The sequence below is a fragment of the Microbacterium sp. 4R-513 genome, from assembly GCF_011046485.1.
Lineage (GTDB): Bacteria > Actinomycetota > Actinomycetes > Actinomycetales > Microbacteriaceae > Microbacterium.
In genome coordinates this window covers 956906-975753 of record NZ_CP049256.1, presented here as the reverse complement: position 1 = coordinate 975753, position 18848 = coordinate 956906, and the positions used below count along the sequence as shown (strand labels likewise).

The window sequence follows — 18848 nt, the reverse complement described above, 5'->3', positions numbered from 1 at the left end:
AGCGCTAGAAATTCTACTGTCAAGCCCCTTGGCGTGACTAGGGTGGTCTCGTCCGACTTGGATACGGGAGGTGCGATGGCTGGAGTCACTCTCCAAGATGTCGCTGATCACGCGGGCGTCTCGATGAAGACGGTCTCCAACGTGGTGCGCAATTACGCGCATGTCAGCGCCAAGACCCGCACCGCCGTGCAGAACGCGATCGACGAGCTCGGCTACCGTCCGAACGTCATGGGGCGACGTCTCGCCACCGGTCGCAGTGGACTCATCGCGCTGGCCTTCGCCGATGTGGGAGTGCCCTACTTCGCTGAACTGGCACGGAAGAGCTCGCGCAGCACGCAGCGCTTCGGCTACCGGCTGATCCTCGAGGAGACCGATGGAACGCTCGAGGGGGAGCGGGAGGTCGTCGCGAGCTCCGAGGCCGGACTGGTGGACGGGTTCCTCTTCCAGCCGAGCGTCATGTCGTCGACGGAGGTCGCCCGCCACCGCGGCGACGTGCCGATCGTCCTCCTGGGCGAGGCGGCCGCGCCGCTCACGATGGACCGGGTCATGATCGACAACGGCGCCGCCGCCGCCGAGGCGACGACGCACCTGATCGCTATGGGGCGCCGGCGCGTGGGCTTCGTCGGGCATGAGGCCGGCGGCCTCTCGAACACGTCGCGGCTGCGCATCGCCGGCTACCAGCACGCGATCGAGGAGGCGGGTCTGGCGCCCGAGCCCTCGCTCCTCATCCCCGCTCGTGAGGTCTCAGCGCTCGAGAACGCCCGTGCGGTCGGCGCGGCGCTCGACGAGGGGATCCGCGTCGACGCGCTCTTCTGCCGCGACGACCTCGCCGCCATCGGCGCGCTGCGTGCCGTGCAGGAGCGCGGCCTGCGGGTGCCCGACGACATCGCGATCATCGGCTGGGACAACATCGGCATCACCGCCGTGACGTATCCGAGCATCACGACGGTCGCACCGGACCTCCCGGCGCTCGTCGAACGCGCGCTCGAGATGCTCGTCGAGCGCATCGAGGGGTACGACGGGATGGGACGTCATGAGCTCGCCCCGCACCGCATCGTGTTCCGCGAGAGCGCTCCCGAGATCTGAGAGTTTACAGCGCTGTAGATTTCCGTCATGCTGGTCGGTATGTTCGACGACGACCTGAACCGGTCCGGCCCGCGCGAAGTGCCGGCCGGATACCCCCGCCCGCAGCTCGTGCGCGAGCACTGGTCCGATCTCTGCGGCCAGTGGTCCTTCCAGCACGATGATTCCGACATCGGGCTCGAGGAGCGGTGGTTCGAGCGCGAGTCGCTGGCCGGCACGATCGTCGTCCCGTTCCCCCCGGAATCGGCGGCTTCAGGGGTCGGTGAGACGGCGCATCACCGCGTCGTCTGGTACCAGCGCGGCTTCGGCGCAGCCGAGCTCGAGGCGGCGGGCCGTCGCGAGGGATCGCGCATCCTCCTCCACTTCGGCGCCGTCGACTACCGCAGCCGGATCTGGATCGACGGGTCGTTCGTCGGCGCGCACGAGGGCGGGCACACCCCCTTCGCCATCGACATCACCGAGGCCCTTCACGAGCGGGAGACGCACTCGATCGTCGTCCGCGTCGAGGACGACCCCGAGGACGTCGAGCAGCCTCGCGGCAAGCAGGACTGGCTCGAGCACCCGCACGTCATCTGGTACCACCGCACGAGCGGCATCTGGCAGCCGGTCTGGCTCGAGGCCGTCGAGCCGGTCTCGGTCCGTTCGGTCCACTGGGTGACGGACGTCCACGCCGCGACGGTCTCGGCGCGACTCGACCTCTCGCGCGTGCCCGCCGAGCCGGTGGCCGTGAGCATCCGGCTCGCGTTCGGAGGAAAGGTTCTGGGCGAGGTGACGACCTCGACGGACCGGGCCTCGGTCACGGTCTCACTCCCCGTGCCCCTGCTGGGCAACGGCCAGGGCTACGAGCAGCTGCTGTGGTCGCCCGAGCATCCGCGGCTCGTCGACGCCGACGTGCGGGTGGGCGACGACGCCGTCCAGTCCTACCTCGGACTGCGCACGGTGCACGTCGGGCAGAACGCCTTCTGGCTGAACGACCGGCCCTACTACCTTCGCTCGGTGCTCAATCAGGGGTACTGGCCCGAGTCCCACCTCGCCGCGCCGTCGGCCGACGCCCTGCGCGCCGAGGCGCAGCTCATCAAGGACCTCGGGTTCAACGCGACCCGCGTCCACCAGAAGTTCGAGGACCCGCGCTTCCTGTACTGGGCGGATCGTCTCGGCATCCTCGTCTGGGGCGAGGCTCCGGCCGCCTTCGAGTACTCCACCACCGCCGTCGAGCGCATGGTCCGCGAGTGGCTCGACATCGTGCGCAGGGACTTCTCGCACCCGTCGATCGTGGCCTGGGTTCCTCTCAACGAGAGCTGGGGGGTCCAGCACATCGCCTCCGACGCGCGGATGCAGCACTACGCACGGTCGCTCGTCGACCTCACGAAGGCGCTCGACCCGACGCGCCCCGTCGTGTCGAACGACGGCTGGGAGCAGGTCGACACCGACATCGTCGCGATCCACGACTACGAGGCCGATCCCGACATCATGCGCGAGCGGTATGCGGACCGCGCCGCCGTCGACCGGATGATCCGCACCGCCGGCCCGGCCGGCCGGCGCCTGATCCTCTCGGGCGATGTCGACGACAAGCCCGTCATGCTGACCGAGTTCGGCGGCATCTCGTACGACGTCGACGCCCACGACCATGCCTGGGGCTACTCCACCGCCTCGAGCGGCGACGACTTCGCCGAGCGCCTGGAGGGGCTTATGGGCGCCGTCCACGACAGCCGTGCCCTGCAGGGCTTCTGCTACACCCAGCTCACCGACACCCTCCAGGAGACCAACGGCCTCCTGACCGAGGCGCGCGAGCCGAAGATCCCGATCGAGCGCATCCGGCGCGCCATCACGGGCCGCTGATCCACCAGAGACACCGAGGAGACGACACATGCACGACGAAGTGCCCGGGACGATCCCGGCGACCACCCAGACCGACGATGTGCCCCGGGCCACCCCGGCACCCATCGAGACGGACGGACTCGACCCCGACATCGCGAAGACGGTGACGGCGCTCTACGGCGACGGCATCGACGGCCGCAAGGGCGCATTCACGCCCGAGTGGGCCGACGCGCTGCGCGAGGACATCGAGGTCGCGTACCAGGACGCCCTCGGCCGTGAAGGCGGGGCCGTGGGCCGGGGCCCGAAGCGGCATTACGTCGAGATCCACCCCGAGCAGATGCGGGGCTGGCTCGACCTCGTCGACCACCCCTGGGTTCGCGGCGTCTGCGAGGCCGTCCTCGGCCCGGACTACCAGATCATCGAGCTCGGGTTCGATGTGCCCAACCCGGGCGCGAAGGATCAGCCGTTCCACCGCGACTTCCCGATGCCCGACGAGACGCGCGAGACGGGGCGCCTCACGTCTCTCGCCTTCAACGTCACCGCCGTCGACACGACCGAGGACATGGGCCCGTTCGAGATCGCGCCGACGACGCAGTGGGACCTCCCCGAGAACTTCGAGCACGAAATGTTCCCCGACAAGTCGCTCTATCCCCGCTTCCATGAGCTCGCGGTCCGCAAGTACCCGCAGCGCGGCGACATCTCGGTGCGCTCGGCGCTGACGATCCACCGCGGCACGGCGAACACGTCCGATCGTGCGCGCCCCGTCCTCGTCCTCGGCGTGGATGCGCCCGGCGCCGGCAATGCGGAGCACCACGACATGGCGGTCACCCGCGGCTTCTACGAGCAGCTGCCCGAGCGCGTGCGACGCCACCTCGTGTGCCCCGTCGTCGACGAGCTCGAGCCGATCGTCCAGAAGCACTCGATCGAGGGCCTCATGATGGGCGAGGCCTGACCTCGCCCCGGGGAGGGGAGCAGTGCCCGACTGGCGGCTGACGACGGCGGACTCGGTCGCCCAGGCACGAGGCATCCTGGCGCGGGAACAGGAGGCGCTCGCGAAGGCGGGCGTTCCGGGCGTTCTGGGTCTCACCGGCGGCAGCAGCCTGGAGGGACTTGTGACGAAGGGCGACATCGATCTGCACCTCCGAGTGCAACCGGCCGAGTTCGAGCTCGCGAAGCAGGCGCTCGTCCCGCGCTACCGTCCGGTGCACCTCGACATCTGGACGGGATCGTTCGCAACCTTCGAGCGCGACGCGCAACCGCCGATCGGCATCGCGCTGACGGTGGTGGGCTCCGAGCACGATCACCGGTTCACGACGTCCTGGGATCGCATGCGGACGGATGCCGCCGCCCGCGCCGCTTACAACGCGCTCAAGCGCGCCGGGGGAGACGTCGAACACGCGAAGTCCCGCTTCTTCGACGGTCTCACCGGATCGTCAGCCGGCTAGCCCGCAGGAACCCCCCGCCGGCTCGCCGCGGTTCGGCGGCGCCTCAGCCCTCATTCTCCGCGTATGCCGAAGTCTACGTTGCGGGCACCGCAGACCTCGCTGACGTCCGTTCCATCCCAGCCGTCGTCCGCTTTATAGAAGGCATTGCACATGCCCGTGCCCACATAGATCGCACCGTAGCTCCCATACGCCGCGTGGGGCTCGACATCCATGACGCTGAACGATCCGGGGACCGGTTCCTCGACCTCGGTGTCTCCGTTCATGATCTTCAGCCCGAGCCGGACGTCGCAGACCCGGGTGCTCGCCGGGTCTTCCCAGTCCATGCCGTCGCGGCCGGGCTCGATGTCGATGACGACCACCACCTGTTCGCCCTGCTCGAGCGAGATCGTGCGGGCCGGGAAGTAGTGGGTCGGAGCGCCGGCGGTGAAGAGGAAGGGGCCATGATCGTCTTCCTCGGGATACACGATCATGTGCTCGGAGTCCGATCCTCCGCCGCGACCCTCCACGTTCACCACGAGCGTGCCCCGATCCGGGGGATGGCAGGCGCTCTGCACCTTCATATCCATGACCCGCACGGGATCCGGCCGATTGCCGGTCAGGGTCAGCGCGACGCTCCGTTCGGAGCTCGGCACACCGCTCCGGTACTCCTCAAGCCAGGCGTCAGCGTCCTCGACATCCATGACCGAGAGCCGATCGAGGTCGGCCCGAGAGAGCGACTCGTCGTGAGGGATGCTGACGTCATCCATGCTCGGCGCTTCGTCGACACGCACCTTGACGAGTGGGCCCCCGGCAGTGAGACCGGCGATCCAATCGCCCGCACCCTGCCAGAGTGCTGTCGCAGCCAGGCCGACGAAGGCGGCTCCCAAAGTCGCCAGGCCCCAGATGCCGACGCGACGCCAGACGGGCGCACCGCCACCTCGAGACTTGGATGTTGTGTCTCGATCCATGGCGCCCCCGGCTTCGGCCATATGACGTCGCCGCGTCGAGCACGAGCGCGGAGACGACGCTCCCCGATTCCCCGACTACCAGAGTGCGCCGAGCACACAGCCCGCACAAGGGTGAGAGGCGGGAAGGGGCCGGCTCCTTCACATCACCGCGCGCCGAGCCTCAGCTGCTCGCGCCGGCGCGCGGCCCTTCGAATCGCACGCCCGCGAGCTGCTGCGAGACGTCCCAGACGCGCGCAGCCTCCCCGGCGTCGACGATGCTCCGGTAGGGGCGCTGCCGGCGCGGCGGCCCCTGCAGGCCGAGGAAGCCGCCGGGTCCGTAGAACGCTCCGCGAACGGCATCCGCCGACGCGGCGGCGAAGAGGGCGGGGAGGGATGCCTCGGCCGGCGTTCCGCCCACCCCGGCCTCCATGACGCGGCGGCCGATGCGCGCGCCGCGGCTACGGCTCTCGAGCAGCACGGCGGGGGCGATGTTGGTGATCGCGATGCCGGGATGCGAGACGTTGGTCGTGATGCCCCAGTCGCCCGCGACGCTGCGTCGACCGAGCTCGAAGGCGAACAGGCTCAGCGCGACCTTCGACGACCCGTAGGCCCGGAGCGCCGAGTAGCCGCGCTCCAGCTGTAGATCGTCCCACCGCACCCGGTGGTAGCGCGCCGCGAGGCTGCTCTGCACCGTCACTCGGGCCGCACCCGCGCGCAGGAGCGGGAGGATCTGGGCGACGAGGGCGACATGGCCCAGATGGTTGGTTTGGAAGTGCAGCTCGAACCCGTCGACACTCGTGCGGCGCACCGGGTCGCTCAGCGCGATCATGCCCGCGTTGAGGACGAGGACCCGGATCGGAATCGCCGCCGCGAGCAGCGCGTCCCCAGCCGCGGCCACCGAGGCCAGGTCCGACAGGTCGAGGTCGACCAGGCTGAGCGAGGCACCGGGCGTATCGGCTCGGATGCCCGCGACCGCCCGCTCGCCCTTGGCGCGGTTGCGCACCGGCAAGACGACATCGGCGCCGGCGGCAGCGAGCCCGCGTGCGATCTCGACGCCGACCCCGTCGCTCGCGCCGGTGACGACGGCGCGCTGCCCGGTGAGGTCGGGAAGCGGGATGCTCCAGCGCGGCGCCCGAGGGCTCGACATGGAATGGTCCTCTCGCCGACGTGCCTGCGGGACCGGGTTGCGCTGGTGGTGTCACGGTAGCGCTGCGGGCGGCCGGAGGAAAGCCCGAAGCGGGGGAGCCGAGGCAGGGGAGGAAAGGCCGAAGCGGGGGAAAGACGAAACCCCCGCGATGTAGAAGCTACGCGAGGGTTTCTGGGGTGATTGTAACGATCACCCTTGTGGCTCCGACCGGCATCGATCCGGTGACCTTTCGATTTTCAGTCGAACGCTCTACCAACTGAGCTACAGAGCCGCGCGGGGATGCCGAGGCATCCGTCGCGTCCTAGACGAAAGGCCCTCTGAAACCAAAGGGCCCGTCGCACGGAGCGACCCTGACGGGACTTGAACCCGCGACCTCCGCCGTGACAGGGCGGCACGCTAACCAACTGCGCTACAGGGCCATGCTTATTAAATTGTGTTCGGCTTGGGTGACCCCAACGGGATTCGAACCCGTGCTACCGCCGTGAAAGGGCGGCGTCCTAGGCCGCTAAACGATGGGGCCGGATGAACCCCCGGCTCACCGCCCGGCGCTCACGCTTACCGACGCTCAAGCATACGAGATCGAGATCGAAACCGCCAATCGAGGGCGCGTCGGTGTGGATGACGGCGCCGGCGGCGCGCAGGATAAAGAGTGCGGATCCGACGGATCGGATGCACCATGGAACGAGACGACCTCTTGCGCCTGTGACCCATGTTGCTAGTGTGAAAAGAGTTGTCCGACCTGGGAGGATCAGCGTGGAGCAGGATCACGCCCTTGTGGATTGCGGCTGTGCGCCGACTCCACGAGAGCGTCGCGCCCTCTGGCCCTCGGTCGACCGGCGCACGGCGCTCGGTCTCGGAGTCATCGGGCTCGTCGGCATCGCCGCGGTCGCGGGGCCGCTCCTGCCCCCCGCCTTCGCCGCCGACTACCCCTCGTGGGACGACGTCCAGGCCGCACGCGCGAACGAGGCGGCCAAGGCGCAAGAGGTCCAGAAGATCCAGGGCCTCATCGACAGCCTCACCAGCGAGGTCGCCCGCACTCAGGCCGAGGCCGAGGCGCGCGCCGCCGAGTTCTATCAGGCGCAGCAGGACTACTTCGATGCGGCGCAGCGCGCCGATCAGCTGCAGTCCCAGGCCGACGACCAGGCTACGAAGGCATTGGATGCCGCGAACAAGGCCGGCCGCGTCGCCGCGCAGCTCTATCGCAACGGCGGCGAAGACACGTCGCTGCAGCTCTTCTTCGCCGGCTCCGCCGCCAGCGCCGACGACCTTCTCGCCCGCCTCGGGACGATGGACCAGCTCATCGGCCGCAACCAGGCCGTCTACGCCGACGCCATCACCGCCCGGGATGCCGCGCAGAGCCTCAGCGATCAGGCGGTCGTCGCCCGGGATGAGCGTGACCGGCTGCAGCAGCTCGCCGAGCAGAAGATGAACGAGGCGCAGGCGGCCGCCGACGCGGCGCAGGCTGCTCTCGAGGCGCAGCAGACGCACCTCGGTGAGCTCCAGGCTCAGCTCGCCGCTCTTCAGGACACCACCGCCAAGACCCTCGCCGACTACCAGGCGGGTGTCGAGGCCGCGCGCAAGGCGGCCGCGGAGGCCGCGGCGAGGGCGGCTGCCGAGGCCGCAGCCAAGGCGGCGGCTGCCGCGCAGAGCGGCGGGGGAGGCAGCGGCGGATCCGTCGTCGCGTCCGGATGGTCCCGCCCGTCGTCGGGCTGGCAGACGTCGGGCTACGGCCCGCGATCCGTCCAGTGCGGCAACGGCTACTGCTCGACCGGCTTCCACTACGGCGTGGATCTCGCATCCGGCTGCGGATCGGCCATCTACGCCGCCAACAGCGGCACCGTCCGCTATGCCGGCCCGAACGGCGGCTACGGCAACTACATCAAGCTCGACCACGGCGGCGGGGTCGGCACGGGGTACGGCCACATCCAGAACGGCGGCATCCTCGTCCGCAGCGGGCAGTGGGTGAACTCCGGCCAGGTCATCGCCTACGAGGGCAACACCGGCAACTCCTTCGGCTGCCACGTGCACTTCGAGGTCTACATCAACGGCAACCCGACCAACCCGATCCCGTTCATGGCCGATCGGGGCATCTCGGTCTGACGCCGACGCGGGTCGCGGCATCCCCCGAACGACGAAGGGGGCGGATGCCGCGGCATCCGCCCCCTCGAAAGCTCCGTCTCAGAGCGTGTTGGGCGCTTCGCCCTCACCCTGCGTGGCGGTCTGGCCCTCGTGCTCCTTGAAGCGGTCGAAGGCCTCGCCGACCAGGCGCTCCGCCTCGGCGGCGCCCGCCCACTCGTCGACCTTGACCCACTTGCCGGGCTCGAGGTCCTTATAGTGCTCGAAGAAGTGCGTGATCTCCTTCTGGGTGTACTCGGGGATGTCGTCGACGTCCTGGATGTGCGACCAGCGCGGATCCTTGGCGAGCACCGCGACGACCTTGTCGTCGCCTCCAGCCTCGTCGCTCATCTTCAGCACGCCGACCGGGCGCACCGACGCGAGGATCCCCGGCTGCAGGTCGTGGTCGAGCAGCACGAGCACGTCGAGCGGGTCGCCGTCCTCGCCGAGGGTGTTCTCGAAGAAGCCGTAGTTGGTGGGGTAGCCCATCGGCGTGTAGAGGATGCGGTCGAGGAACACGCGCCCGGTGCCGTGGTCGACCTCGTACTTGATCTTGCTGTTGCGCGGGATCTCGATGACGGCGTCGTACGCGCCCATGGGGGACTCCTTAAGAAGACGTGGGAATGCCGCGACAAGCCTAGTCGGGCGAGGTCAGCGCGTTTCGTCTGCGTCGCTCGCTCGACGACCGGCCCCTGAGCGAGGAAGCGAAGCGACCGGGACGAAACGCGCCGAACCCGCGCAGTACCGTGGTGCCGTGACCCATCGACCAGGCCTCGACCCCGCCGTCGCGCAGACGCGTCGCGCCGTGCGCGCGGCCCTCGCCGGCATGCCCGCCGGTGCGACGGTCGTCGTCGCGCTGTCGGGCGGCGCCGATTCGCTCGCGCTCGCTGCGGCGACGGCGTTCGAGGCGCCCAAGGCCGGGTTGACCGCCGTGTCGGTCACGATCGACCACGGACTGCAGGCGGGATCGACGGATGCCGCGGCCGCCGCGGCCGCGCAGGCACGGGCTCTCGGGATCGAGCCGCGGATCGTCCGGGTCCGCGTCGGCTCGGACGGCGGGCCGGAGGCCGCCGCGCGCGCCGCACGGTATGCGGCGCTGAGGGACGAGGCATCCGTCCTTCGGGCGACGGCAGTCCTGACCGGCCACACGCTCGACGACCAGGCCGAGACGGTCCTGCTGGGACTCGCGCGGGGGTCGGGGGCGGCGAGCTTGCAGGGCATGGCACCCGTCTCGCAGCTCGCCGACGGCATCGCGCTCCTGCGACCGCTTCTCGGGCTGCATCGCGCGACCACGCGGGCCGCGTGTGCGGCGGAGGAGCTCGTCCCGTGGGACGACCCGCAGAACGAGGACGCCTCGTTCGCGCGCGTCCGTGTGCGCAGCCGGGTCCTGCCCGTGCTCGAAGCCGAGCTGGGCCCGGGGATCGCGGAGGCGCTGGCGCGTACGGCCGAGCAGCTGCGCGAGGATGCCGAGGCCTTCGACGAGATGATCGACGAGACGATCGAGGACATCGTCGAGCATGCCGAGGCGGGGATCTCCGTGTCGGTGCCCGCGCTCGCGGCGAACCCGCCGGCGCTGCGGCACCGGATCATCCGGCACGTGGTCGCCGCGGAGTTCGGCGCGAGCCTCACCCGGGTGCAGACGCTCGAGGTCGCGCGGCTCGTGACCGACTGGAACGGGCAGGGGCCCATCGATCTGCCCGCATGCCGGGCCCGCCGCACCGGCGCACGGCTGGAGTTCACCGCGCACTGATCCGGAGCCGAGCCGCCCTAGACTCGTGCCATGCGCGCGGCCGACATCCAGAGCGATATCAGCGACGTCCTCGTCACCGAGGAGCAGATCCAGGAGAAGCTCATCGAGATCGCGGCGCAGGTCGCCGCCGATTACGAGGGGAAAGAGCTCATCCTCGTCGGAGTCCTGAAGGGCGCCGTCATGGTGATGGCCGACTTCTCGCGGGCGCTGCCCGTCGCCGTCCCGATGGACTGGATGGCCGTCTCGTCCTACGGCGCCGGCACGAAGTCCAGCGGCGTCGTGCAGATCCGCAAAGACCTCGACACCGACATCCACGACAAGCACGTCCTGATCGTCGAAGACATCATCGATTCGGGTCTGACCCTGAGCTGGCTCCTCGAGAACTTCGCGTCGCGGGGTGCGGCATCCGTCGAGGTGTTCGCCCTCCTCCGCAAGCCCGAGGCCGCGAAGGTCCACGTCCCCTGCCGCTATGTCGGGTTCGAGATCCCGAACGAGTTCGTCATCGGGTACGGCCTCGACTACGCCGAGAAGTACCGCAACCTCCGCGACGTCGCGGTGCTCGCTCCGCACGTCTACGCCTGACGCGCCGGCCACCCCCTCCGTGTACGCCGTGGGCGAATGCACAGGAGAGGCATAGTCCGCCCGCGATACCCTGAATCCACCGTCGCCGCAAGTGCGCTTGCGTGGCGTCGGCTCGCCGACGAAGGGAACGGGCGCCGCCCGCACCATGGACCTCAAGAAGATCACCCGCAATCCGCTCTTCTACGTCTTGATGATCGGATTCCTCCTCATCGTGGGGTTCTCGCTCATCTCGAGCCTCGGCGGGGCGAAGCAGATCTCGACGCAGGAGGGCCTCAAGCTCCTCGACGGGACGACGGTGACCGAGGTCACGAACACCGACGGCGATCAGCGCGTCGACATGACGCTGGCGGAGCCCTACGAGGGCGCGACCGACGTGCAGTTCTACTACGTCACGGCGCGCGCCGAAGAGGTCGTCGACGCCATCAACTCGGCCGACCCCAAGGACGGCTTCAACGACGCCGTGCCGCGTGCGACCTGGTTCGACGGGTTCATCTCGCTCTTCCTCCCGATCCTCCTGCTCGGCCTCCTGTTCTGGTTCCTGCTGTCGAGCGCCCAGGGCGGCGGCAGCAAGGTCATGCAGTTCGGCAAGTCCCGGGCGAAGCTCGTGACGAAGGAGACCCCGACCGTCACGTTCGGCGACGTCGCCGGCGCCGACGAGGCGATCGAGGAGCTGCAGGAGATCAAGGACTTCCTGAAGGACCCGGCGAAGTTCCAGGCCGTCGGCGCCCGCATCCCGAAGGGCGTGCTCCTGTACGGCCCTCCCGGAACCGGCAAGACGCTCCTCGCCCGCGCGGTCGCGGGTGAGGCCGGCGTGCCGTTCTACTCGATCTCGGGTTCCGACTTCGTCGAGATGTTCGTCGGCGTCGGCGCCTCGCGCGTGCGCGACCTCTTCAACCAGGCCAAGGAGTCCGCTCCGGCGATCATCTTCATCGACGAGATCGACGCCGTCGGCCGCCACCGCGGTGCCGGCCTCGGCGGCGGGCACGACGAGCGCGAGCAGACGCTCAACCAGATGCTCGTCGAGATGGACGGCTTCGACCCCAAGGCGAACGTCATCGTCATCGCCGCGACGAACCGTCCCGACATCCTCGACCCCGCTCTCCTGCGCCCCGGGCGCTTCGACCGTCAGATCGGCGTGGACGCCCCCGACCTCAAGGGACGCCAGAAGATCCTCGAGGTGCACGGCCGCGGCAAGCCCCTCGCGGACGGCGTCGACCTCGAGGTCGTCGCCCGCAAGACGCCGGGCTTCACCGGTGCCGACCTCGCGAACGTCCTCAACGAGGCCGCGCTGCTGACGGCCCGCTCGAACGCGCAGCTCATCGACAACCGTGCGCTCGACGAGGCCATCGACCGCGTTCTCGCCGGTCCGCAGCGCCGCACGCGCGTCATGAAGGACAAGGAGAAGCTCATCACGGCCTACCACGAGGGCGGTCACGCGCTCGCGGCGGCGGCGATGAACCACACCGACCCCGTCACGAAGGTCACGATCCTCCCGCGCGGCCGCGCCCTCGGCTACACGATGGTGCTGCCCCTCGACGACAAGTATTCCGTCACGCGCAACGAGCTTCAGGATCAGCTCGCCTACGCGATGGGCGGCCGCGTCGCCGAGGAGATCGTGTTCCACGACCCGACGACCGGTGCGTCGAACGACATCGAGAAGGCCACCGGCATCGCCCGCAAGATGGTCACCGAGTACGGCATGACGACCGACGTCGGTCCGGTCAAGCTCGGCCAGGCCTCCGGCGAGATGTTCCTCGGTCGCGACATGGGCCACGGCCGCGACTTCTCGGAGCGCATCGCCGAGCGGGTCGACCAGCAGGTTCGCGGGCTCATCGAGCAGGCGCACAACGAGGCCTACGAGGTCATCAATGCCAACCGCGACGTTCTCGACAAGCTCGCGCTCGCCCTCCTCGAGAAGGAGACGCTCGACCACCTCGAGCTGGCCGAGATCTTCAAGGACATCAAGAAGCTCCCGCCGCGCCCGCAGTGGCTCTCGAGCAGCGATCGCCCGGTCTCGGCACTGCCCCCCGTCGAGGTCCCGCGTCGCCCCGAGCCCGCGGGCGTGGCGGCCTCGGTCGAGTCCCAGACCAACGCCGAGAAGGCTCCGCGCCGCCGCCCGAGCGGACAGGCGCGTCCCGCGACCGCCTAGGCTCGGCCCATGGCCGTCGACCGTGAGCGCGTCGCTGCGCTCGTCCGCGAGCTCCTCGAGGCGATCGGGGAGGACCCCGATCGCCCGGGGCTGAAGGCGACCCCGCAGCGGGTCGCCGACGCCTACGCGGAGTTCTTCGCGGGTGTGGGGGAGGATGCCTCGGCCCCCCTGCAGCACACCATCTCGATCTCGCACGGGCCGGCGCCCGAGACCTCGGCCTCCGGTGCCGTCATGCTCCGCGACATCCACTTCCGGTCCGTCTGCGAGCACCACCTCTTGCTGTTCCGGGGTAAGGCGCACATCGCCTACCTCCCCGGCGACAAGGTTGTCGGGCTCGGGGCGCTGCCCAAGGTCGTCGACGTGCTCGCGGCGCGGCCGCAGGTGCAGGAGCGCCTCGGCGAGCAGATCGCCGACGCGATCGCCGACGCCCTCGACACGCGGGGGGTGCTCGTCGTGCTCGAGGCGACCCACGGATGCGTCACGATGCGCGGGGAGCGTCAGCGCGAGGCATCCACCGTCACGATCGCCGCGCGCGGAGAACTGGCCGAGCCCGCCGCCCGCGCCGAGCTCATCGCACTCATCGGCGCTGGCCGGGACTGAGGGCCGAGCGCGACATGAGCTGCCTCGTCATGGGCATCGTGAACGTCACGCCCGACTCGTTCAGCGACGGCGGGCGCTTCCTCGCCGCCGACGCTGCCATCGCCCACGGCCTGATGCTGCGAAGTCACGGCGCCGCGATCCTCGACGTCGGCGGAGAGTCGACGCGCCCCGGTGCCGAGCGGGTCGACCCCGCCGTCGAGCAGGAGCGTGTGCTCCCCGTCGTGCGAGCTCTCGTCGAGGCCGGCGTCCCGGTCAGCATCGACACGATGAACTCCTCGACCGCGCTCGCCGCCGTCGGCGCCGGTGCGCGGATCGTCAACGACGTGTCGGGCGGGCTCTCGGACCCCGACATGCTCTCCGCGATCGCGGGCACGGACGCCGACATCGTGCTGCAGCACTGGCGCGGCTACTCCTCCGACATGTACGCGCGGGCCGACTACGGCGACATCGTCACCGAGGTGGTGACCGAGCTCTCGACGCGGGTCGAAGCCGCCGCGGCGGCGGGGATCGCGCCGTCCCGCGTGATCGTCGATCCGGGCATCGGCTTCGGCAAGAAGGGCCGGCAGAACTGGGCCGTACTCCACGGCCTTCCCCGGATCTCGGGGATGGGGCCGCGCGTGCTCGTCGGAACGAGCCGCAAGCGGTTCCTGGCCGAGACCCTCGAGCCGGATGAGGAAGAGGCATCCGTCGGGCGCCGTGACCTCGCGACGGCGGTGACGAGCGTGCTCGCCGCCCGGTCCGGTGCGTGGGGCGTGCGCGTCCACGACGTGGCCGCGACCGTCGATGCGCTCAAGGTCGCCGACGCCTGGGAGAGTGGAGCCCGATGGACTTCCTAGACGAGATCACCCTCACCGGCATCCGGGCGTTCGGCCACCACGGCGTGTACGCCGAGGAGAAGCGCGACGGCCAGGAGTTCGTCGTCGACGTCACGCTGCACCTGCCACTGCGCAAGGCCGCCGAGACCGACGACGTCGCCGACACCGTCCACTACGGCGAGCTGGCCGAGCAGATCGCGGCGATCGTCTCGGGCGAGCCGGTCGACCTCCTCGAGGCCCTCGCGGGCCGCATCGCGGACGCGATCCTCGCCAACGAGCTCGTGCAGGTCGCCAAAGTGACGGTGCACAAGCCGTCCGCCCCGATCGCCGTGCCGTTCGGCGACGTCGCGGTGACCGTGCACCGCGGGCGGGTGGGCGTGTGAACCGCCGCCTCGCCCAGGGCTTCCAGGGCGACACCTCGCCCACGGGCCGGGAGCCGGTGCGCGCCGTCGTCGCCCTGGGCGCCAACTTGGGCGATCGCGTCGCGACCCTCCGCCGCGCGGTCGCGGAGCTCGGGGCCCTGCCGCTCGTCGACGAGGTGCGCGCGGCCGACATCATCGAGTCGGTCGCGCTCAAGCTCGACGGACCGGATGCCTCGGCTCCCGCCTACCTCAACACCGTGGCCATCGTCACGACGCGGCTCGCCCCTTCCGTGCTGCTCTCCTACCTGCACGCGATCGAGGCGAAGCACGGCCGCGAGCGCCGCGAGCGATGGGGTGATCGCACTCTCGACCTCGATCTCATCTCCTACGGAGACGTCGTGAGCGACGACCCGAGGCTGCTCCTGCCGCATCCGCGTGCGGCTGAGCGCGACTTCGTCCTCGCGCCGTGGCTGGCGATCGATCCCCACGCCGAGCTGCCCGGGCGCGGCCGGGTCGCCGACCTCCTGGCGCGACTGCGGGAGGTCTCGTGAAGCGCACCGGACCGGCCGCCCTCGTCCTCTCGGTCGCGATCGGCGTCGCCACGGGGTTCATCGTCGACCAGGTGCTGACGGCCGCGGGCCGCCCGACGTTCATCCCGAGCATCTCGCTTCCGATCCTCCTCGTGCTGCTCGGAGTCTTCGTCGTGCTGCTCGCCCTGCCGATCCGGCGTGCGACGCGCGGCTCGGCGGGCACGCCCGTCAATCCGTTCCGGGCGCTGCGCATCGCGATGCTCGCCAAGGCCTCGAGCATCGTCGGCGCGGTCTTCGCGGGGTTGGGCGGCGGCCTCTCGCTCTTCCTGCTGACCCGCCCCGTGACCCCCTCGCTAGGCTCGTGGGGAGCGGTGATCGTGACCATCGTGAGCGGCGCGCTGCTCGTCGCCGCGGGCCTGATCGCCGAGCATCTCTGCACCATCCGGAAGGACGACGATGACGAACAACCCGGCGACCCCGGTCCCGGATTCGACGCCCACTCGCACTGACGCCGTCGCTGACGCTGACGCAGTCGCATCGGACGGCGCCCCGGCATCCCTCGACCAGGGCACCTACACGCGGCTCGTGGAGCCTCGCTCGGCCAATCGCCTCGACCTCGCGCAGGGCGTCTGGCACCAGATCTCGCGCAAGTACCTGTGGGTCCAGCTCATCTCGTCGGGCACGGTGCTGCTGCTCGTCGCCGTCGTGGTCGCCGTGCTCAGCCTCGTGCTTCATCAGCCCTGGGCACTCATCCCCGGCGGCATCGTCGCGGTCATCCTGATCTGGACGATGGCGATCCTCCCCCGTCAACTGAGGGCGATCGGCTATCAGCTGCGCGACGACGACCTCGTGTTCCGCCGCGGCATCCTCTGGCAGCGCATGGTGGCCGTCCCCTACGGCCGCATGCAGCTCGTCGACATCACTCACGGACCCCTCGACCGCGGCTTCGGCATCGCACAGCTCAAGTTCGTCACGGCCGCCGCCACGACCGGCGTCACGATCCCGGGCCTGGAGCAGACGACGGCCGAGACGCTGCGCGACCACCTCGTCGCGGTGGCCGAGAGCCGCCGGACCGGACTGTGACCGACAGCCCCGTTCCCATCGGCGCGACGCCCGGCCCGCCGGCGGTGTCGTCGACGGATGCCGCGTCCCCCGCGCCGCCGCAGGCGCTTGTGCGCTCGCCGCTGAGCGACGGCGAGTGGCACCGGCTGCACCCCCTGACCCCGCTCCTGCGCGGCGGGCTGTTCCTCGTCGTCGTGATCGGCATCGTCATCGCGAACCTCCGCGACCGGCTGATCTTCCTCTTCCTGGAGATCTTCGCGCCCGGCATCCCCGCGGACGAGCTGGAGGAGTTCGAGGGGTCGGGCGACCCCATCGACTTCATCGTCGCGAACAACCTGTATCTGGCGGCGGGGCTCGTCGTCCTCGGCGTGCTCATCGCGCTCATCGTGATCTTCTACCTCTCGTGGCGGTTCCACACGTTCCGCATCACGGGGGACGACGTCGAGGTGCGCAGCGGGATCCTCTTCCGGACGCAGCGGCGCGCGCCCCTCGACCGCGTCCAGGGCGTCAACCTCACGCGGCCCATGCTCGCTCGCCTGCTCGGGATGGCGAAGCTCGAAGTCGTGGGCGCCGGCACCGATGCCAATGTCAAGCTCGAGTACCTCTCCACGACCAATGCCGAGGCCGTCCGGGCGGACATCCTGCGACTGGCCTCCGGTCGCCGGCTCGCCGAAGCGGCCGCGCAGGCGGGAGGCGACGTCGCCCTCTCCCGCGTCGGCGCGATCAGCCAGACCGTGTCGCGGGGCATCACGGGGCTCATCGAGGGCGACGAGGCACCCGTTCCGGTGCCCGAGTCGGTCGTCGACATCCCGGTCCTCCGGCTCCTCGTGTCGCATGTCATCAGTCCGGCGACGGTGTTCCTCGTCCTCGGCATCGCGGCGATCGCGGTCGGGTCGTCGGTCGGATCGCCGTGGATCCTCTTCGCGATGGTGCCGACCATCATCGGCTTCGTGGCGTACTGGATCCGCTCGATCCTCCGCTCCCTGAGGTACTCGATCGCGCCGACGCCGGACGGCGTGCGCATCACGTTCGGACTCCTCACTACCATCACCGAGATCGTCCCGCCGGGACGAGTGCACGCCGTCGAGATCGCGCAGTCGATCCTGTGGCGGGGCTTCGGGTGGTGGACGATCCGCATCAACCGGCTGACGGGCCGCAGCCTGAGCGACAACTCGAACGACCAGTTCACGACGGTCCTCCCTGTCGGCACGACGGACGACGTCGAGCGGGTGCTGCGCCTCCTGCTTCCGGGGGTGCCTCCCAACGAGTGGCCGCTCGTCGTCCGGCAGGGCATGCTCGGTCCCGAAGAGGACGACTCGTTCATGAACACGCCCCGCCGCGCGTGGTTCCTGCGTCCGCTCTCGTGGCGCCGGAACGGCTTCCGGCTGACGCCCGACGCCCTTCTCCTCCGCCGCGGCTTCATCTGGCGCAAGCTGGCGCTCGTGCCCCTCGCGCGCATGCAGAGCATTGCGCTCCACCAGGGCCCTCTCGACCGGCTCACCCGTGTCGTGAGCGCGCGCGCCCACACTGTGCTCGGTCCCGTGTACGCGGGCGTGGGAGCGATCGATCGCGACGCCGCGCTCGATCTGTTCGCGGATGCCGAGGCCGGCGCCGTGCACGCGGCATCCGTCGACCGTTCCCACCGCTGGGCGGAGGAGATCGCATGACCAAGGCCGGACGTCTCGGCGTGGGCATCGTTGGTGCGGGGAAGGTGGGCCCGGTCATCGGCGCCGCCCTCGCGGGAGCCGGCCACGCCCTCACCGGGATCACGGCCGGAGCGGATGCGGAGCGGGTGGAGGCCATCCTTCCCGGCCTGCCGGTGCTCGACGTGCTCGAGATCCTCCGGCGCAGCGAGCTGGTGATCGTCGCCGTGCCCCGCGAGGAGCTGCCCGGGCTCGTCTCGGGCCTCGCCGAAGTCGGCGCGTGGCAGGCGGGTCAGCTCGTGCTGCACACGGATGCCTCGTACGGCACCGGGGTGCTCGCCCCCGCTGTCGCGCGCGGCGTGATCCCGCTCGCGGTGCACCCGGCCATCGCCTTCACCGGCACGTCCGTCGACCTCCGCCAGCTGGCGAACGCCTATGCCGCCGTCACGGCACCTCCTGCCGTCCTGCCGATCGCGCAGGCCCTGGCGGTCGAACTGGGCTGCGAGCCGGTGGTGATCGGAGAGGACGATCGCGCCGCCTACGCGGAGGCGATAGCCATCTCGACCGAGTTCTCGCGCTCGATCGTGAGGCAGGCGGCCGACCTTCTGCGTGGGGCGGGAGTGCCGCATCCGGGCTCATACCTGTCGGCCCTCGTGCACTCCACGATCGATCACGCCCTCACGGAGGCCGGCTCTGCGGGCGCAGGCCCTGTGGTGGAGCCGCTGGACGGCTGAGCCCGCTCGCGGATCGTCCCGGTCCGCTCTCCGAGGGCGCTCAGGAGGCCGCCGATAGACTGGACGGCGACTTCCAAGGAGCCCCCC

19 protein-coding genes and 3 tRNA genes are annotated in these 18848 nt (G+C 70.2%); 16 read left to right on the top strand and 6 right to left on the bottom strand.

The window, feature by feature from the left end:
* Positions 1 to 75: 75 nt before the first annotated feature.
* From G5T42_RS04200 to G5T42_RS04185, 4 genes are read left to right on the top strand one after another with little or no spacing between them, the layout of a single operon-like run.
* Complete coding sequence (locus tag G5T42_RS04200) at positions 76 to 1086, top strand: LacI family DNA-binding transcriptional regulator (RefSeq protein ID WP_165125883.1); 1011 nt, start codon at positions 76 to 78, stop codon at positions 1084 to 1086.
* Between the two features lie 27 nt (positions 1087 to 1113).
* Complete coding sequence (locus G5T42_RS04195; RefSeq protein WP_347104229.1) at positions 1114 to 2922, top strand: glycoside hydrolase family 2 TIM barrel-domain containing protein; 1809 nt, start codon at positions 1114 to 1116, stop codon at positions 2920 to 2922.
* A 28-nt stretch (positions 2923 to 2950) separates the two neighbouring features.
* Complete coding sequence (locus G5T42_RS04190; RefSeq protein ID WP_165125880.1) at positions 2951 to 3853, top strand: phytanoyl-CoA dioxygenase family protein; 903 nt, start codon at positions 2951 to 2953, stop codon at positions 3851 to 3853.
* Positions 3854 to 3875: 22 nt separating this feature from the next.
* Positions 3876 to 4346, top strand: a complete 471-nt coding sequence (locus G5T42_RS04185) for a GrpB family protein (RefSeq protein ID WP_165125877.1) — start codon at positions 3876 to 3878, stop codon at positions 4344 to 4346.
* Between the two features lie 50 nt (positions 4347 to 4396).
* On the opposite strand, the gene G5T42_RS04180 is transcribed toward G5T42_RS04185, so the two are convergent.
* The 5 genes from G5T42_RS04180 to G5T42_RS04160 form a co-directional block, all read right to left on the bottom strand.
* Positions 4397 to 5293, bottom strand: coding sequence for a hypothetical protein (locus tag G5T42_RS04180; protein WP_165125875.1), 897 nt, complete (start codon positions 5291 to 5293; stop codon positions 4397 to 4399).
* Positions 5294 to 5453: 160 nt separating this feature from the next.
* Positions 5454 to 6419, bottom strand: a complete 966-nt coding sequence (locus G5T42_RS04175; RefSeq protein WP_165125872.1) for an SDR family oxidoreductase — start codon at positions 6417 to 6419, stop codon at positions 5454 to 5456.
* 198 nt (positions 6420 to 6617) lie between these two features.
* A tRNA-Phe gene (locus tag G5T42_RS04170) sits at positions 6618 to 6690 on the bottom strand.
* 74 nt (positions 6691 to 6764) lie between these two features.
* Positions 6765 to 6838: transfer RNA gene (locus tag G5T42_RS04165), tRNA-Asp, on the bottom strand.
* 28 nt (positions 6839 to 6866) lie between these two features.
* Positions 6867 to 6939 (bottom strand) — tRNA-Glu (locus G5T42_RS04160).
* Positions 6940 to 7172: 233 nt separating this feature from the next.
* On the opposite strand from G5T42_RS04160, the gene G5T42_RS04155 reads away from it, so the two are divergent.
* Complete coding sequence (locus G5T42_RS04155; RefSeq protein WP_347104228.1) at positions 7173 to 8519, top strand: M23 family metallopeptidase; 1347 nt, start codon at positions 7173 to 7175, stop codon at positions 8517 to 8519.
* 78 nt (positions 8520 to 8597) lie between these two features.
* Here the strand turns inward: G5T42_RS04155 and ppa are convergent, their stop codons facing one another.
* Entirely contained in the window at positions 8598 to 9131 is a 534-nt protein-coding gene (ppa, locus tag G5T42_RS04150; protein ID WP_165125866.1) for an inorganic diphosphatase, read from the bottom strand.
* A gap of 157 nt (positions 9132 to 9288) precedes the next feature.
* On the opposite strand from ppa, the gene tilS reads away from it, so the two are divergent.
* The 11 genes from tilS to G5T42_RS04100 all read left to right on the top strand — a co-directional run bounded on the left by tilS (position 9289) and on the right by G5T42_RS04100 (position 18761).
* Entirely contained in the window at positions 9289 to 10284 is a 996-nt protein-coding gene (tilS, locus tag G5T42_RS04145) for a tRNA lysidine(34) synthetase TilS (RefSeq protein ID WP_241245953.1), read from the top strand.
* A gap of 30 nt (positions 10285 to 10314) precedes the next feature.
* Positions 10315 to 10866 (top strand): hypoxanthine phosphoribosyltransferase, encoded by a 552-nt coding sequence (gene hpt / locus G5T42_RS04140; RefSeq protein ID WP_165125860.1) that lies wholly within the window; start codon positions 10315 to 10317, stop codon positions 10864 to 10866.
* 145 nt (positions 10867 to 11011) lie between these two features.
* A complete protein-coding gene (gene ftsH / locus G5T42_RS04135) occupies positions 11012 to 13015 on the top strand; it encodes an ATP-dependent zinc metalloprotease FtsH (protein WP_165130075.1) in 2004 nt (667 codons plus the stop codon).
* Positions 13016 to 13024: 9 nt separating this feature from the next.
* On the top strand, positions 13025 to 13615 hold the full coding sequence (gene folE / locus G5T42_RS04130) for a GTP cyclohydrolase I (protein ID WP_165125857.1): 591 nt from the start codon (positions 13025 to 13027) through the stop codon (positions 13613 to 13615).
* 14 nt (positions 13616 to 13629) lie between these two features.
* Positions 13630 to 14451, top strand: a complete 822-nt coding sequence (gene folP, locus G5T42_RS04125; protein WP_165125854.1) for a dihydropteroate synthase — start codon at positions 13630 to 13632, stop codon at positions 14449 to 14451.
* Positions 14439 to 14813, top strand: a complete 375-nt coding sequence (gene folB, locus G5T42_RS17445) for a dihydroneopterin aldolase (RefSeq protein ID WP_206535708.1) — start codon at positions 14439 to 14441, stop codon at positions 14811 to 14813. The genes folP and folB overlap by 13 nt, the downstream gene beginning before the upstream one ends.
* A 56-nt stretch (positions 14814 to 14869) precedes the next feature.
* A complete protein-coding gene (gene folK / locus G5T42_RS17440; protein ID WP_241246035.1) occupies positions 14870 to 15343 on the top strand; it encodes a 2-amino-4-hydroxy-6-hydroxymethyldihydropteridine diphosphokinase in 474 nt (157 codons plus the stop codon).
* Complete coding sequence (locus G5T42_RS04115) at positions 15340 to 15831, top strand: DUF3180 domain-containing protein (protein ID WP_165125848.1); 492 nt, start codon at positions 15340 to 15342, stop codon at positions 15829 to 15831. Before folK ends, G5T42_RS04115 begins: the two co-directional genes overlap by 4 nt.
* Entirely contained in the window at positions 15779 to 16405 is a 627-nt protein-coding gene (locus tag G5T42_RS04110; protein ID WP_165125845.1) for a PH domain-containing protein, read from the top strand. The genes G5T42_RS04115 and G5T42_RS04110 overlap by 53 nt, the downstream gene beginning before the upstream one ends.
* Complete coding sequence (locus G5T42_RS04105; RefSeq protein WP_241245952.1) at positions 16402 to 18051, top strand: PH domain-containing protein; 1650 nt, start codon at positions 16402 to 16404, stop codon at positions 18049 to 18051. Before G5T42_RS04110 ends, G5T42_RS04105 begins: the two co-directional genes overlap by 4 nt.
* Positions 18048 to 18761, top strand: coding sequence for a Rossmann-like and DUF2520 domain-containing protein (locus tag G5T42_RS04100; RefSeq protein ID WP_165125824.1), 714 nt, complete (start codon positions 18048 to 18050; stop codon positions 18759 to 18761). The genes G5T42_RS04105 and G5T42_RS04100 overlap by 4 nt, the downstream gene beginning before the upstream one ends.
* The last annotated feature ends 87 nt before the right edge of the window (positions 18762 to 18848 follow it).